This window comes from Edaphovirga cremea, from assembly GCF_003332275.1.
GTDB lineage: Bacteria > Pseudomonadota > Gammaproteobacteria > Enterobacterales > Enterobacteriaceae > Edaphovirga > Edaphovirga cremea.
In genome coordinates this window covers 110,642-126,826 of record NZ_QOVA01000001.1, presented here as the reverse complement: position 1 = coordinate 126,826, position 16,185 = coordinate 110,642, and the positions used below count along the sequence as shown (strand labels likewise).

General features: G+C 49.9%; 16 protein-coding genes and 1 other RNA gene. 9 read left to right on the top strand and 8 right to left on the bottom strand.

All coding sequences use genetic code 11. The features are described 5' to 3' along the window. From acrB to DRI82_RS00560, 6 genes are all read left to right on the top strand, one after another. The gene (gene acrB, locus DRI82_RS00585; RefSeq protein WP_114191575.1) at nucleotides 1-3,153 is read left to right on the top strand and encodes a multidrug efflux RND transporter permease subunit AcrB; all 3,153 of its coding nucleotides are present in this window, start codon (nucleotides 1-3) and stop codon (nucleotides 3,151-3,153) included. A gap of 157 nt (nucleotides 3,154-3,310) precedes the next feature. Beyond that, on the top strand, nucleotides 3,311-3,565 hold the full coding sequence (locus tag DRI82_RS00580; protein WP_114191574.1) for a type B 50S ribosomal protein L31: 255 nt from the start codon (nucleotides 3,311-3,313) through the stop codon (nucleotides 3,563-3,565). A gap of 22 nt (nucleotides 3,566-3,587) precedes the next feature. Then, nucleotides 3,588-3,728 (top strand): type B 50S ribosomal protein L36, encoded by a 141-nt coding sequence (gene ykgO, locus DRI82_RS00575; RefSeq protein ID WP_114191573.1) that lies wholly within the window; start codon nucleotides 3,588-3,590, stop codon nucleotides 3,726-3,728. Nucleotides 3,729-4,160: 432 nt separating this feature from the next. Further along, a complete protein-coding gene (locus tag DRI82_RS00570; RefSeq protein ID WP_114191572.1) occupies nucleotides 4,161-4,514 on the top strand; it encodes a hypothetical protein in 354 nt (117 codons plus the stop codon). Between the two features lie 157 nt (nucleotides 4,515-4,671). After that, nucleotides 4,672-5,040 (top strand): Hha toxicity modulator TomB, encoded by a 369-nt coding sequence (gene tomB, locus DRI82_RS00565; RefSeq protein WP_114191571.1) that lies wholly within the window; start codon nucleotides 4,672-4,674, stop codon nucleotides 5,038-5,040. Between the two features lie 41 nt (nucleotides 5,041-5,081). Then, entirely contained in the window at nucleotides 5,082-5,285 is a 204-nt protein-coding gene (locus tag DRI82_RS00560; protein WP_114191991.1) for an HHA domain-containing protein, read from the top strand. Between the two features lie 463 nt (nucleotides 5,286-5,748). Here DRI82_RS00560 and DRI82_RS24585 read toward each other — a convergent pair whose 3' ends face one another. Continuing rightward, the gene (locus DRI82_RS24585; RefSeq protein WP_342768525.1) at nucleotides 5,749-5,934 is read right to left on the bottom strand and encodes a LysR family transcriptional regulator substrate-binding protein; all 186 of its coding nucleotides are present in this window, start codon (nucleotides 5,932-5,934) and stop codon (nucleotides 5,749-5,751) included. A gap of 390 nt (nucleotides 5,935-6,324) precedes the next feature. After that, nucleotides 6,325-6,421, bottom strand: an RNA gene (gene ffs, locus DRI82_RS00550) — signal recognition particle sRNA small type. Between the two features lie 223 nt (nucleotides 6,422-6,644). Between ffs and DRI82_RS00545 the strand changes: the two genes are divergently transcribed. After that, entirely contained in the window at nucleotides 6,645-6,956 is a 312-nt protein-coding gene (locus tag DRI82_RS00545; RefSeq protein ID WP_114191570.1) for an MGMT family protein, read from the top strand. 76 nt (nucleotides 6,957-7,032) lie between these two features. Here the strand turns inward: DRI82_RS00545 and DRI82_RS00540 are convergent, their stop codons facing one another. Further along, nucleotides 7,033-7,602, bottom strand: a complete 570-nt coding sequence (locus DRI82_RS00540) for a YbaY family lipoprotein (protein WP_114191569.1) — start codon at nucleotides 7,600-7,602, stop codon at nucleotides 7,033-7,035. A 241-nt stretch (nucleotides 7,603-7,843) separates the two neighbouring features. Here DRI82_RS00540 and tesB point away from each other — a divergent pair, with 241 nt between their 5' ends. Further along, the gene (gene tesB, locus DRI82_RS00535) at nucleotides 7,844-8,710 is read left to right on the top strand and encodes an acyl-CoA thioesterase II (RefSeq protein ID WP_114191568.1); all 867 of its coding nucleotides are present in this window, start codon (nucleotides 7,844-7,846) and stop codon (nucleotides 8,708-8,710) included. A gap of 143 nt (nucleotides 8,711-8,853) precedes the next feature. On the opposite strand, the gene amtB is transcribed toward tesB, so the two are convergent. The 5 genes from amtB to DRI82_RS00510 form a co-directional block, all read right to left on the bottom strand. Beyond that, on the bottom strand, nucleotides 8,854-10,143 hold the full coding sequence (gene amtB, locus DRI82_RS00530; protein WP_114191567.1) for an ammonium transporter AmtB: 1,290 nt from the start codon (nucleotides 10,141-10,143) through the stop codon (nucleotides 8,854-8,856). A 38-nt stretch (nucleotides 10,144-10,181) separates the two neighbouring features. Then, on the bottom strand, nucleotides 10,182-10,520 hold the full coding sequence (gene glnK, locus DRI82_RS00525; protein WP_002208627.1) for a P-II family nitrogen regulator: 339 nt from the start codon (nucleotides 10,518-10,520) through the stop codon (nucleotides 10,182-10,184). Between the two features lie 343 nt (nucleotides 10,521-10,863). Further along, nucleotides 10,864-12,657 (bottom strand): SmdB family multidrug efflux ABC transporter permease/ATP-binding protein, encoded by a 1,794-nt coding sequence (locus DRI82_RS00520; protein ID WP_114191566.1) that lies wholly within the window; start codon nucleotides 12,655-12,657, stop codon nucleotides 10,864-10,866. Then, entirely contained in the window at nucleotides 12,650-14,425 is a 1,776-nt protein-coding gene (locus DRI82_RS00515; protein ID WP_114191565.1) for a SmdA family multidrug ABC transporter permease/ATP-binding protein, read from the bottom strand. Before DRI82_RS00515 ends, DRI82_RS00520 begins: the two co-directional genes overlap by 8 nt. Before the next feature lie 89 nt (nucleotides 14,426-14,514). Then, nucleotides 14,515-14,976 carry an Lrp/AsnC family transcriptional regulator gene (locus tag DRI82_RS00510; RefSeq protein WP_114191564.1) on the bottom strand — a complete coding sequence of 154 codons (462 nt, stop codon included), beginning with the start codon at nucleotides 14,974-14,976 and terminating at the stop codon, nucleotides 14,515-14,517. Nucleotides 14,977-15,098: 122 nt separating this feature from the next. On the opposite strand from DRI82_RS00510, the gene DRI82_RS00505 reads away from it, so the two are divergent. Next, nucleotides 15,099-16,139 (top strand): PLP-dependent cysteine synthase family protein, encoded by a 1,041-nt coding sequence (locus tag DRI82_RS00505; protein WP_114191563.1) that lies wholly within the window; start codon nucleotides 15,099-15,101, stop codon nucleotides 16,137-16,139. Nucleotides 16,140-16,185: the final 46 nt, after the last annotated feature.

Sequence of the window (16,185 nt, the reverse complement as noted above, 5' to 3'; positions counted from 1 at the left end):
ATGGCTAAGTTCTTTATAGATCGCCCCATTTTTGCATGGGTAATCGCCATCATCATCATGCTGGCGGGTACCCTGGCGATACTGAAGTTACCTATCGCGCAATACCCAACGGTTGCGCCGCCGGCAATTGAAGTATCTGCAAACTACCCGGGTGCTGATGCCCAGACGGTACAGGATACCGTTACACAGGTTATCGAACAGAACATGAACGGTATCGATAACCTGATGTATATGTCATCTACCAGTGATTCCTCTGGTAGCGTTAATATCACCCTGACCTTTAATTCAGGGACTGATCCGGATATTGCCCAGGTGCAGGTTCAGAACAAACTGCAATTGGCGATGCCGCTGTTACCTCAAGAAGTACAGCAGCAAGGGATCTCGGTTCAGAAATCAAGCAGCAGCTTCCTGATGGTAGCGGGCTTCATTTCTGATGGTGGCATGACGCAGGAAGACATTGCGGACTACGTGGGTTCAAATATCAAAGATCCTATCAGCCGCACGTCAGGCGTGGGTGATGTTCAGCTGTTTGGTTCACAGTACGCAATGCGTATCTGGATGGATCCGAACAAACTGAACAACTTCCAACTGACCCCGGTTGACGTGATCAGTGCGATTAGGGTTCAGAACAACCAGGTAGCAGCAGGCCAGTTGGGCGGTACTCCACCGGTTAAAGGCCAGCAACTCAACTCGTCGATCATTGCCCAGACGCGACTGAAATCACCGGAAGAGTTCGGCAAAATACTGCTGAAAGTCAATCCGGACGGATCTCAGGTTCGTTTGAGTGATGTGGCAAGGATTGAGCTTGGCGGTGAAAACTACAACATCATCGCCCGTTATAACGGTAAACCTTCTTCTGGTTTGGGTATCAAGCTGGCGACCGGTGCAAACGCCCTGAATACGTCAACAGCGGTTAAAGCCGAGCTGGAAAAACTGAAACCTTTCTTCCCAAGCGGGATGGAAGTGGTTTATCCGTATGACACCACACCGTTCGTTAGAATCTCAATCAACGAAGTTGTGAAAACGTTGTTTGAAGCGATCGTGCTGGTGTTCGTGGTTATGTATCTGTTCCTGCAAAACTTCCGGGCAACGTTGATTCCAACGATTGCCGTTCCGGTGGTTCTGCTCGGTACATTCGCCGTCATTGCTGCCTTTGGCTATTCGATAAACACCCTAACGATGTTTGGGATGGTGTTGGCGATAGGGCTATTGGTGGATGATGCGATAGTGGTGGTTGAAAACGTCGAGCGTGTCATGGTCGAAGATGGCCTGCCGCCGAAAGAAGCCACCAAGAAATCGATGGAACAGATTCAGGGAGCGTTGGTGGGTATCGCGATGGTTCTGTCAGCGGTATTCATCCCAATGGCATTCTTTGGCGGTTCGACCGGTGTTATCTATCGCCAGTTCTCCATCACGATCGTTTCTGCGATGGTGTTGTCAGTACTGGTTGCGATGATCCTGACGCCCGCACTTTGCGCCACAATGCTCAAACCGATCCCGAAAGGGCATCACGATGACAAGAAAGGTTTCTTTGGCTGGTTTAACAAGAAATTCGATCAGAGTACGACGCACTACACCGACAGCGTAGGTAACATACTCCGCAGTACCGGGCGTTATCTGATCATCTATTTGCTGGTCGTTGTGGGCATGGCTTTCCTGTTCCTGCGTCTGCCAACGTCCTTCCTTCCGGAGGAAGACCAGGGTGTATTCCTGACCATGGTTCAGTTGCCTGCAGGGGCAACGCAGGAACGTACGCAAAAAGTGCTCGACCAGGTCAGCAAATACTACATGGAGAATGAAAAAGACAACGTTAACTCCGTATTTACAGTTAACGGTTTTGGTTTTGCCGGTCAGGGTCAAAACACCGGTCTTGCGTTCGTCAGTCTCAAAGACTGGGGTGCCCGTAAAGGTGAAGAGAACAAGGTTCCAGCCATTGCGGCACGTGCCTCGCAAAACTTTGCCAGCATTAAAGACGGCATTGTTATTGCCTTTAACCTGCCAGCCATTGTGGAGTTGGGTACAGCGACAGGTTTCGACTTCCAGCTTATCGACCAGGGTAACCTGGGTCACCAGAAGCTGACAGAAGCACGTAACCAACTGTTTGGCATGATCGCGCAACATAGCGATCTGCTGGTGGGGGTTCGTCCGAACGGTCTGGAAGATACCCCGCAGTTCAAACTGGAAATTGATCAGGAAAAAGCACAGGCATTGGGTGTGTCCCTGTCTGATATCAATACCACACTGGGTGCTGCACTCGGCGGGAGTTACGTTAACGACTTCATCGACCGCGGTCGTGTGAAGAAAGTGTATGTCCAGTCCGAAGCGCAATACCGGATGTTGCCGAGCGATATCAACAACTGGTTCATCCGTGGCAGTTCGAACCAGATGGTGCCGTTCTCCGCCTTCTCGTCTTCGAAGTGGGAGTTTGGCTCACCGCGTCTGGAACGCTATAACGGTCTGCCATCGATGGAAATCCTTGGTCAGGCTGCGCCAGGCAGAAGTAGTGGTGAAGCGATGAAGATGATGGAAGATTTGGCTGCCAAACTTCCAACAGGCATCGGCTTCGACTGGACCGGAATGTCCTTCCAGGAACGTCTGTCAGGTAACCAGGCACCGGCCCTGTATGCGATTTCACTGATCGTGGTCTTCTTGTGTCTGGCTGCGCTTTACGAGAGTTGGTCCATTCCGTTCTCGGTTATGCTGGTCGTTCCATTGGGGGTTGTCGGCGCATTGCTGGCGGCGTCTTTCCGCGGTATGAGCAATGACGTGTACTTCCAGGTGGGGCTGTTGACAACCATCGGCCTCTCGGCGAAGAACGCCATCCTGATCGTCGAATTCGCCAAGGATTTGATGGACAAGGAAGGCAAAGGGCTGATTGAAGCCACGCTGGAGGCCGTGCGTATGCGTCTGCGTCCGATTCTGATGACCTCTCTGGCCTTTATGCTCGGTGTATTGCCGCTGGTTATCAGTTCTGGTGCAGGTTCAGGTGCGCAGAATGCCGTAGGTACTGGTGTTCTGGGTGGGATGGTCACCGCGACCGTTCTGGCTATCTTCTTCGTTCCGGTCTTCTTTGTGGTGGTCCGCCGCCGCTTCAGTAGGAAGAATGAAGACATCGAACACAGTCACGCCCCCGTGAGTCTCAACAAGCACTAATTCCTTTTCTTCCCAAAGGCCGCGCAAGCGGCCTTTTTTATTGCCCCTCTTCTTTTCCTCCCAATGCAATTCCCTTCCCAATAAAAATTGTGCTTGAATCTCAGAAATGTTCGCGGCATAATATTGTTATATTATAACATTACATTTCGAGGTCATCATGAAATCCACAATCCATCCTGACTACCGCACAGTGGTCTTCCACGACCTGAGTGCAAATGCCTATTTCAAGGTGGGTTCAACGATTAAAACCGAGCGCACCATTGATTTGGAAGGCGAGACCCTTCCCTATGTCACGATTGATGTCTCTTCAGAATCTCACCCTTACTACACCGGTAAGCAGAAAGATTTCTCCAAAGAAGGCAGTACCGCTCGCTTCCAGCAGCGTTTTAGCAGCTTTCTGGGCAAGAGATAATCCTTACGCTGAGGCATGATTCATGCAGGTTTTAAGTTCACTGCGCTCCGCCAAGGAGCGCCATCCAGATTGTAAAGTGGTTCGCCGCAGAGGGCGTATTTACGTCATCTGCAAATCAAATCCGCGTTTCAAAGCCGTGCAGGGCCGTAAAAAAAGACGCTGACCGAATGAGTTTTACCCCATAAAAACCTCCCGCTGCTTGCTCGGCGGAGGGTTTTCTTTTATCAAGATCCAACCACCCTTCCAAATCCGAAAGCATCGCCACAGCCAATCCGGCAATAAATCCGACAATTCACATTACTGACAGCGAATCGCCACCAGGTCGAGAACCACGCTAGGAAACGGGGTATCCAAAAACAGATTGCTGGGGCAGAAGTCCATACGCCAAAGGAGCGAGCCTTTCTCGCTGAAGGGGGTTGAATGGGATTATGTCAAGTGTAAAAAAAAGTTAAAAATCCTGCATATTTCGCACAAATGCATTATAATCAAAGGCATAAATATATTTAAACACTAAAAATATATCTACCGATTCGCAAATATTTGCGCGATAATAATAGGGTCTGGTATTAAGTTCATTGCCTGGACTGGTTAATAAATGCGCAATGCAATATATTATGATTGGAAGAGTGTAGTCCCTACAGAATCCCAGTTAGAAAAAGTCATATGGGCTAATATTGCCCAACTTGAGCTGCTGCTGATTGGTGATCTCGGTTATTATTCCGAGAATGCACAAGCGAAAACGGGCAGCTTAAAGATTATTGCGATTAAGTTAAGAAATAACGATAATTATTCAATGACTTATAGTTGTCAGCGGGCTGTTTTTAATGGTTGTCTTAATATCAATACCCGGGAACAGAGTGAGGAAACGGTCACATTTACTGTTCATCCACAAGGTCTGACTTTTGATATAATAGAAGCATCGCGTCCCTCAACAGCTGATGAATTGTAAGTTTCAGTAATTATCTGGCGCGAAAACCTTAAATATGATTTATATTCTATATGAGGATTTTATTAAACCTTACTTAAACTGCCTCCAAAGTTTATGGTTATTAGTTTACTCACAGAGTGTTATCAACACCGAATAAACACCTTACGGAGGGGATGATATGGATGAGTACTCGCCAAAGCGACATGATATAGCCCAACTAAAATTCTTAAGTGAGAATTTGTATGATGAAGGGATAGCCACGTTGGGAGACAGTCACCATGGATGGGTCAATGATCCGACATCTGCGGTCAATCTCCAGCTTAACGAGCTGATTGAACATATTGCTTCTTTCGTTATGAGTTTTAAAATAAAATACCACGATGAAACGCAGCTATCTGAACTTGTCGAAGAGTATCTTGATGATACCTATACACTGTTTAGTAATTACGGGATTAATGATTCCGATTTACGGAGATGGCAAAAGACCAAAAGCCGATTATTCAGAATGTTCTCAGGCGAGTACATCTGTACGCTGATGAAAACTTAACGGATAATTGATTGAACTGACCATATATAAGAAAGGCTATGATGAATAAAATTGATTACCTGATGCGTTTAAGAAAGTGTACCACCATTGATACATTAGAACGTGTTATCGAAAAAAATAAATATGAGCTCTCCGACGACGAGCTGGAAATGTTTTACTCTGCTGCCGATCATCGTCTTGCAGAGCTGACCATGAATAAACTTTACGATAAGATCCCGGTTGCGGTGTGGAAGTTTGTTCGCTAAAAGCAATTTTACCACCAGCAATTATAAAGTGACGTGCTTCACGTTCTGTGAAGGCTTGCGACGTTGAGCCGATAGACTCGTCGGCTTCAATGAGTAGTAACATCAGCGTGTTAACTTTTATTTTTCGCTCTCATTAACGTGTTGATGAAAGGCTTGCAGTAGACACTGAAAGCAGTGATCCATTAAAGACGAACGCACTTGCGTACGGCTTCGCATTGATGCGACGGTTCTTACCCGTTGAGTCTGTTGCAAATAAATTACCGTAAATTCAGCATCACTCAGGGTTGCGGTATAAAGTTTTGGTAAAATTGCCAAGGCTAATTTCGATCTGACAAGCCCCTATAAATGTTTCTAAAAAGTCGACGCGATAACCTATTTTAAGATTAAGTCGATGACTTTCTATCATCGCATTAACTAAACGGTTCACATTTCCAGTGGAAAAAATAATCATGTGTCGCGCGGATTATTGTTTCCATGGCAAATGATGGAATTTAGCCAGCGGATCGTTTTTATGGGCAACGACAACGAAAGGATCTTCCAATAATGGGAAAATCTCCAAAGAGGTCGGAACAGTACTGTCTAATGCGCCAATAGCAAAATCCAGCGTGCCATTTTCCAGTGCCAGTAAGCGATGCCAAGGCTCAGACATCACATTAATTTATCCAGCCGGAAAGTGAAACGTTTGTCCTCACATAACCTCTTCTTATAATGCGATAAAGTAATTCCTCTGCGAAAACATTAATCCCGCCTACATTACGCCTTCTGCACTATTTTCAGATTCCTATACATGTCTGATTTAACACTCCCCAGTGAACTCCGCCGTCGCGCGGTCAAGGTCGCTCTCGGTCAAATCCCATTTGATCGCTTCGCTTCTTCCAGCGGAACGTTATGCGCAAACTATTATGGCCTATGGAACTACCGCGGTAGTTTGGGATCTGCTTGAATTAGCCATGTCCTGGATGTTGTAGACATGAAAAATCTGCGCCAATAAGCGCCAGGAAAGAAAAAAGGGAGTTTACTACGCTAAAATGGGTGGAGACCCTGCCAGCTACATCCCGGCACACACGACGCCTGCTGCGGCTGCTTCCTTCCGGACCTGACCGAGTTAACAAGTTAGTGTTGCGGGAGAACCAACAGGGCCTCCATTGACGTTGACGGCTCCGGTATTCTGAAGCGGTGGGCATTATCGGTTAAGCACCGCCCAAAAGCAAGCTACGCCGCCGTGACCGTTGCTTTCTTGTACAACAAGTCGGTTTATATGCAGATAAGTTTACGCCCTCACGCTGTTCGCGCCCAGAACACTGCGGCATAATCAGTTTTCTACTGAAATACATCTGCTACCACAACCGTAGAGGGACTATGTCCGAAATAGATAATTTCCGTCAACGGGTATTTCAGGTGATCGCTGCTATCCCGGAAGGTCGGGTGACCACTTATGGTGAAATCGCCAGCCTGGCAGGCTCACCACGGGCTGCGAGGCAAGTGGGTGGGGTGTTGAAGCGTTTACCTGAAGGCAGTTCCCTACCTTGGCACCGGGTGGTGAATCGTCGCGGGGAGATTTCGCTGCAAGGTGAGGATTTCCAGCGCCAGCGTCAAGCCTTACTCTCTGAGGGCATAACATTCGAAGCAGGCGGACGCATCGATCTGGTTCGCTTTGGCTGGAAAATTTAAATACGGCGATGAAGTCGTAAACTCATCGCCGTTCTGACGTCTACTCTCAATTATACCGAGTAATTAACCACTAAAACTACCATGACTGAATAATTTGCGCTGGGGCAGGATTAACCGGCGCAGGCATTGGCGCATTCGGTGACGTGTCCATTGGGCCCATCGCAGATGGTTTGGTGTTGATCGGTATTGAAGCGACTGGAGTCAATTGCAAATCAGCCTGAGTCCCCTGACCGCCGTTGATCACTTCTTTGATGGTATCGGTCGTGAACGTCATTTGACCGTCGATAGTGATCGCTGCACTCAGAATAATCCGCGCATTGGGTTGGATTTCTGCCGGATTATACGGCAGTACAAAACTGAACGGAGCCTGTTTGCCTTCAGTACGGCCTACACGCTGTGCTATCACTCTCGAGGGAGCATCGGCCAAAGAGGCGTCAGACAACGTGACTGTCAGTACAGCATTAGGCGGTAATGCAATCCGCTGATTGATGTTAACCGTCCCGGTGACTGCGGGCTGTGCAATGGTCGTTTGCGCACTGGCTGTAGACTCAACACCTGGCGGTGGAGGCGGCGGCGCACTATGTGAGGCGCATCCAGCCAGAGTCAAAGACAGCGCGGTTCCACCTACAATCTGCCAAAGTTTCATTTAATCGCTCTCCTTTTTTATTATTAGCTTGCCGACAAGCTAAAAAAAGCCGGCGTTAAATAGTGGCATTCACCACCATACCTAATAATAGTGGCACAAAAATCTGAATATTTCCTGCAACTAACCAAAATTGGTTTCTGAGATACAGGCGATCCTCTACTATTACAGCCAGACGGCAGCACGCGATGGCACTCTTGATTTCATCCCTGCCCTCTCTCGCATATCACTACGGGGCCACCACATGAGTCAGGTATTACAAAATCTACTGGATCTTCTGGATCTGGAAAAACTGGAAGAAGGGTTGTTTCGTGGTCAAAGTGAAGATCTGGGATTGCGTCAGGTTTTCGGTGGGCAAGTTGTCGGTCAGGCACTTTATGCAGCCAAACAGAGCGTTCCAGCAGAACGAGGAATTCACTCCTTCCACAGCTACTTTCTACGCCCCGGTGACACCAGTATGCCGATTATTTATGACGTCGAAGTCCTGCGTGACGGTAATAGTTTCAGCGCCAGACGGGTGCAAGCGGTGCAGAACGGCAAACCCATTTTTTATATGACCGCCTCTTTCCAGACCCAGGAAGAGGGATTTGAGCATCAGAACACCATGCCGGACGTACCGCCGCCTGAGGAGTTAGCGTCAGAATCTGATATCGCTGCAAGCATGGCCCATCTGATCCCCGAAAAATTCAGGGACAAATTTACTGGTCAGAAACCCATCGAAATGCGGCCAGTCAAATTTCATAACCCGCTGGTCGGTACTGTTGAAGAACCCACGCGTTATGTCTGGTTCCGGGCAAACGGTGCCATGCCGGATGATCTGCGGATTCACCAATATCTTCTGGGCTATGCATCCGACTTCCATTTCCTGGTTACTGCCTTGCAGCCGCACGGAGCCGGTTTTCTGGAACCGAGAATACAGATCGCGACCATCGACCACTCGATGTGGTTCCATCGACCTTTCCGCCTTGATGACTGGTTGCTGTACGCCGTTGAGAGTACATCGGCATCAGGCGCGCGGGGCTTTGTGCGTGGTCAATTCTATTCCCGCGACGGAACGCTGATCGCCTCGACAGTTCAGGAAGGCGTCATGCGTCTGCGCGATACGCACTAGCGTTGATTTCTGTGTTTAAAATCAATAAATGCGATTCGCAAAGAAAAGGGGGGACGATATTTTCATCGTCCCCCCTTTGCGATCATCATTATTTTTTAAATTTATAATTACTTTAGCGCACTACTCTCTTTGTCCGCCCGCCATTACTGGTTGTAGGCGTTCTCGCCATGACTGTTTACGTCCAAACCTTCGCGTTCTTGTTCTTCCGGAACACGCAGGCCAACCATCATGCCGGCAACTTTGTAAGCAATGAAAGCGACAACACCTGACCATACCAGAGTGACGCCAACACTGAACAACTGAACCCAAACTTGATGACTCATGGTCACACCTTCAGCGTACCCGATACCACCGAGAGACGTGGAAGCGAACACACCCGTCAGCAAACAGCCTACGATACCGCAGACGCCATGAACACCGAATACGTCACAAGTATCGTCAGCATGCAGCCATTTTTTCAACATCACCACGCCCCACAGGCCAGCAACGCCTCCCACCAGACCGATGATCAGTGCGCCACCGACGCCCACAAAACCTGCGGCTGGGGTGATTGCCACCAACCCTGCGATACAACCGGAACACGCGCCCAGCAGCGAAGGTTTGCCACGTACGGCCCACTCAACCAGCACCCAGGAAAGGATTGCACCAGCCGTAGCGATAACGGTGTTCAGGAAGGCAAGGGCAGCAATTTCATTGGCTGCACTGGCTGAACCTGCGTTGAAACCGAACCAGCCGATATACAGGATGCTTGCACCCGTGAATACCATGGGCAGATTGTGTGGTTTGAACGACTCTTTACCGTAACCCGCACGTTTACCCAGCAGATAAGCCCCCACTAAACCGGCAATCGCGGCATTGATATGCACAACGGTACCGCCTGCGAAATCCAACGCACCGTCTGCTGCCAGGAGACCACCGCCCCATACCATATGGGCAATCGGCAGGTAGGAGAAGGTCAGCCAGATAACAGTGAAAATCAGTACCGCAGAGAAACGGATTCGTTCAGCAAAACCACCCACGACCAGCGCCACGGTGATGCACGCAAACGAACATTGGAACACAACGTGAATCAGTTGATAGAAAGTGCCTGTCAGGTCAGTCAGACCAATGCTTTTCAGCATAACGGTCTGGAAACCACCGAAGAAGGCATTGCCAGGACTGAAAGCCAGGCTATAGCCATAAATCATCCACAACACGCAGACCAGAGCGAAGGACACCATGACCTGAGTGAGCATCGACAACACGTTCTTGCCGCGAAGCAAGCCGCCATAAAACAACGCAATGCCCGGTATGGTCATGAACAACACCAGGGCGGTGCAGATCATCATGAAGGCGTTATCAGCTTTGTCTGCCACTGCGGGAGCCGCGGCCATAGCCAGAGAAGGCAGCATCGCTACTGCACCCAGGCCCATTATGGATAAAAGTTTTTTCATTATAAACCCACCCCTAGTTCGCTAATCCAAGCCTGAAATTACAGCGCTGCTTCATCAGTTTCGCCGGTACGTATGCGAATAACACGTTGCAATTCAGCAACGAAAATTTTGCCATCGCCAATCTTGCCGGTGTAGGCCGCTTTGCTGATGACATCAATCACTTCATCCAGTTGATCGTCCGCAATGGCAATATCAATTTTTACTTTTGGGAGAAAGTTGACGCTGTACTCCGCCCCGCGATAGAGCTCTGCGTGTCCCTTCTGACGACCAAACCCTTTAACTTCGGTTACGGTCAGTCCTTGAATTCCTACAGAAGACAGGGCTTCACGCACGTCCTCCAGTTTGAACGGTTTGATCACCACGGTAACCAGCTTCATATTGCCACTCCTCGAAGTAAGAGCCTGTCGCGTTTGAACCCGCGCCCGATACGTATTGGTTAAAGCAAAGGCTGTGCCAGAAATTTTTTCAGACTCAAATTCATGGAATTACGGCGCGTGGCGCGACTTACGGAGTACTCTGTAAATCCCGAACCGCGGTTTCTGAGCATAGAGAAAGGCCGCGTTGCACAAAAACAGTGCAATACGCCTTTTGTGAGGGCAGAACCCGGATAAACGAAGGGGTGATTGCCAGAAAATGGTGCGAAGGGGGAGAGGAGTGAAGTTATGAACAGCTAAAATGTGAAAAGCCGTACCAAGGCACGGCTTTCAGTTAGCAGGTAAATCAGTTGGCAGGCTCTTGAATCAGCATAGGATTTTCCGTTTGCCCGGCAGCCAATTCGTCACCGACTTGCTGCAACTGGAACATCTGATAATAACGACCTTGCTGTGCCAGCAACTGGGTATGGGAACCCTTTTCTACCGCCTGCCCACGATGTAACACCAAAATAGTGTCGGCATCCACAATCGTCGATAAACGGTGGGCGATCACGACCAGCGTTGTGCGTTGGCGAATTGCCTGCAACGCGCGCTGGATAGCCTGCTCCGTACCAGAATCGATATTGGCAGTGGCCTCATCAAGAATCAAAATCTGTGGAGCCTGAACCAATACCCGCGCCATCGCCAGCAGTTGCTTCTGCCCTACCGAGAGATTATTCCCCTGCTCACCCAGTCGCGTATGAATACCTTCAGGGAAATTACGAACCAGTTCAGCCAGTTGCACCGTCTCCAGCGCACGCCAGACTCCCTGCTCTTCAATCTGCCGTCCCAGCGTCACGTTGGCATACACTGATTCAGCGAGAACCACAGGATCTTGCTGAACCATCGCCACGCCCTGACGCAGAACCCAGTGGGACAAACTCGCCAGCGGACGGCCATCCAAACGGATCTGCCCCTGACTCAAGGGGTAATATCCCATCAACAGATTTGCCAGCGTACTTTTCCCGCTACCGGTGTGCCCCACCAACGCGACAAAACCGCGGGAAGGAACGGTCAGCGAGATATTTTGCAGTACTTTTTTATCGGCGCGGTATGCAAAGCTTACATCATCGACATCAATGCATCCGCTGGTCAGCGGACGGTCATCACCGCCATACTGTTGCTGGACGCGATCCATCAGCTCAAAAATGCGTTCCCCAGCGACGAGCGCCTGTTGCAGAATCGACTGCTGCGACATCAGTTCCACCAGCGGCTCGTTGAGTCTGCCAAGATAATTGATGAAGGCGTAAAGCACCCCGACCCCAATTGACCCTACTGCGCTGAAACCAAACAGCATCAGCAATCCACACAGCACCATTGTCGAAAACAGGCTGAGCAAAGGTCTCAACAGAAAACCCTCCAGCCGCAGCGTTTGCATACGCGCGTTATAGTGAGACCAACTGGCATTGCTCATCCGCTTGCCAAAACGCGACTGCTGACGGAATTGCTGGATCACGCCCATTCCGTTGATTATCTCGTTGAAACCATCATTAATGTCGGCCAGATAGCTGCGCACACGGCGGACAATCGGCGTGCTATAGCGCTGATAAATCGCCATAACCAGAAATACCGCCGGGAAAATACAGATAGCGATGGTAGCCATCCGCCAGTCGAGGCTGTACATCGCCACCAGCATCGCGCCAATCAGCGCCACGCTGCGCAATACCGTAGAAACCACGGTGACATAAAGATCCCTGATCACCTCGGTATCATTGGTTACCCGGGAAATGAGCTGGCCGACGGGTTGGATATCGAACTCGCTCAGTGGCTGGCGTAACGCCGCGTCCATGACATCAATACGCAGATTTTGTACCACGCCAACCGCTGCACGATTGAATAAAAGTGCCTGAAAATAGTGCAGAGAGGCCGCCAGCAATTGCAGCAGAAGAAAGCCAGTGGCCAGAAGGGTAACAATACCCAGCGGTAACTCCCCTTTGGCGACAACATGATCGATAAAATAACTCACCAGAATAGGCCCACAAACCTCCGCTGCGGCGGCAACCCATAACATAATTATGGCCAGGATCAAGGGCTTGCGATACGGCGAGCCATAGGCCAACAAACGTTTCAGCGTAGGCCAGCTTTGTTGGATTTTACGCATTCGTTATGATCTCCAACGATTCCGGTTCAGGCTCATCCAGCGCGGCTTCCAATTGCTGATAGCGATACATATCCCGATACCACCCCGGCTCCGTACTCAGTTTTTCATGCTGACCGCGCTGGGTAACCGTTCCGTGGTTGAACACCAGGACTTCGCTGGCTTCGGTCAACGCTGACAAACGGTGCGCACTGATAATCACGGTACGATGCTCTCCCCACTGGCGCAGGTTATGCAAAATGTTATGCTCGGTTCGTCCATCGACGGCGGACAACGCATCATCAAGAATCAGGATTTCAGCATCCAGCAACAGTGCGCGGGCAATCGAGATTCGCTGTTTCTGTCCACCCGACAACATCACGCCGCGCTCCCCAACTTCGGTGTCGTAACCCTGCGGCAGGCGCAGGATATCTTCATGAACACTGGCCAATTTAGCCGCATTTTCAATCTGTTCCTGCGTAGCATCCGGATTGCCCAGTGCAATATTCTGCGCCACGGTATCTGAAAACAGAAAAGGTGTCTGACTGACTACCGCAATACGGCTACGCCAGTCATCAAGGCGGATCGAGACCAAAGGGAGCTGGTGATAGCACAGTTCTCCTTCCGTCACATCGAATTGCCGCTGTATCAACGTCAACAGCGTACTTTTCCCGGCTCCAGTCGGTCCACATAACCCCAACATTTGTCCCGGTGCCAGCGAAAAATGCACATCATGCAATGCTGGCTGTGAATTTTCAGGGTAATGGAAGTTGACAATATTGACGTCAAGCGTGGCACGCCCAGCCGGGAGTTCAATTTCGCCGTCGACGACCGAGGGAGCTTCATCCAGCAGGCTGCGGATGCGGCCATAAGCGGCACTTCCGCGCTCAACAATATTGAACATCCACGCCAATGCCAGCATCGGCCAAATCATCAGACCCAAATACATGACAAAACTGGTGAGTTGACCAAGCGTCAGCAGGCCATTTACCACCATCCAGCCCCCGCCGCCAATAGCCAGCAGATTGGCCATCCCAATCGCGATATAAATCGTGGGATCAAACCGGGCATCAACACGGGCCACACGCATGTTTTTCGCCCCCGCATCGGCGGCGACATCAGCAAATTGATTGGATTGGTGATCCTCAAGCCCAAAGGCTTTGATCATGCGGATGCTGGTCAAACTCTCCTGTGCCTGATCATTCAGCGAGGAAAAGGCCGCCTGTGCCGATTTAAACCGCTGATGAAGTTGATCGCCATAGTGTTTGATCACTATTGCCATAATCGGCATCGGCACCAGTGACAACAGCGTCAATTGCCAACTAATCTGCGTACTCATCACAATAAGCACCGCGCAGCCCATCACCAGTGAATCCACCAGCGTGAGCACGCCTTCACCCGCAGCAAATACCACCCGGTCAACGTCATTGGTTGCCCGCGCAATCAAATCACCCGTCCGGTGACGCAAGTAAAAGGCAGGATGCTGGCGACTTAACTGACGGTAAAAACTTTCCCGCAGTTCAACGGCCAGTTGATAGGACGCCCCAAAGAGCATCACGCGCCATAAATAACGCAGCAGATAAACGATAATCCCGGTGACCAGTATCACGCCAATCCAGGCCAACACCCCAGAGGCCGTCATCTGTTTCTCAGTAATACCGTCAACAATCACACCCACCAGTTTTGGCGGTAAGAGCTGTAGTATGGCTATGATAATCAGCAAGGCCACCGCTCCGAGATAACGACGCCATTCCCGGCGGAAGTACCAGCCTAATTGGGCAAACAATCTCACGCAGTTTGATTCCTAGTTGGATTTATTGGGCTGTTTCGACAGACTTTGGCGATAGAATAACATCGTTAAATGCGGATTTAATGAAACTTTTACTCAGGTACGGGTAAAATCGTGGTGTATTTGATCTCTTCCATCGCAAAGCTGGATGTCACGTCAATCAGCCCCGGAACGGCATTGACCAGACGCTTATAAAATCCGTCATAACTTTTCATATCAGCGACGCGCACCTGCATCAAATAGTCGAATTCACCCGCCATGCGGTAAAATGCCAGAACCTCGGGCATATCCTTGGTCTGTTTGACGAATCGTTGATACCAATCGCTGTTATGCTGCTGTGTTTTTATCATCACAAAAGCGGTCAGCGACAGCCCCAATTTTTCGTGGTCCAGAAGCGCGACCCGCCCCCTGATGAACCCTTCATCTTCCAGGCGTTTTAGCCGTTTCCAGCACGGTGTAGACGTCAGATTAACCGCCTCGGCCAACACTTGAAGCGATAATGTGCAGTCCTGCTGTAACAAGCAAAGCAGTTTCCGGTCGGTTTTATCTAACATAGCGTTCTTTTAGAGAAAATATTTCTCTTATTAGGCGATCATGAAGAGGAAATGGCAATCTTTTTTTCTTCAATTCCCGTTATGCTGGTTCATAGAAATCACTTTTCCTTCGGGGATGTTTTATGACCAATTCTTGGGTTACTCGTGCCATCAATGAAATCGAAGCCGACTATCAGCGTTCGGCGGATACCCATCTCATGCGTTTGGCGCTGTCGGATTTTCCAGGGATTTCCCTCTATCTGAAAGATGAAAGCACCCATCCTACCGGCAGCCTCAAACACCGACTGGCCCGTTCGCTGTTTCTTTACGGTCTGTGCAATGGCTGGATTAAAGAGGGCACCACCATTATCGAGGCATCTTCCGGCAGCACCGCTATTTCGGAAGCCTATTTCGCGCGCATGATTGGCCTGCCCTTCATCGCAGTTATGCCTACCTGCACCGCCCGGCGAAAAATAGAACAAATCGAGTTTTACGGCGGTCGCTGCCACTTTGTCGAACAGTCAGGGCAAATTTATGCCGCCTCGGAACAATTGGCCAAAGAACTGCACGGCCACTATATGGATCAGTTTACCTATGCTGAGCGCGCAACTGACTGGCGCGGAAACAATAATATCGCTGACAGTATTTTCCGACAGATGGAACGGGAACCTTTCCCTATACCGCGCTATCTGGTGATGAGCGCAGGAACTGGCGGCACATCGGCCACATTGGGCCGCTACATTCGCTATAAAGGCCATCCAACCGAACTCATGGTAGTTGATCCTGAAAACTCGGTGTTTTACCCCTGCTTTCAGCAAAAAGACCGTTCGATAACGGGCCAATGTGGTAGCCGCATTGAGGGAATTGGGCGTCCGCGCGCGGAGCCGTCTTTTATCCCTGAGGTGATCGACAGCATGATGCAAGTGCCTGACGCAGCAAGCATAGCGACGATTCATTGGCTGGAGAAAAAACTGGGACGCAAAGTCGGGGCTTCTACCGGTACCAACGTGTGGGGCGCACTGCAACTGGCGATTAAAATGAGGGATGCAGGCGAGCAGGGTTCCATTGTCACCTTGCTGTGTGACAGCGGAGAACGCTATCTCGACACCTATTACGATCCACAATGGGTTGCCAATAACATTGGCGATCTGTCCTCCTTTGAGGCAGCGCTGAGCGGAATATAATATGACAGGCCAAAAAAAGCCGGATAGTGAGTATCCGGCCGGCCAG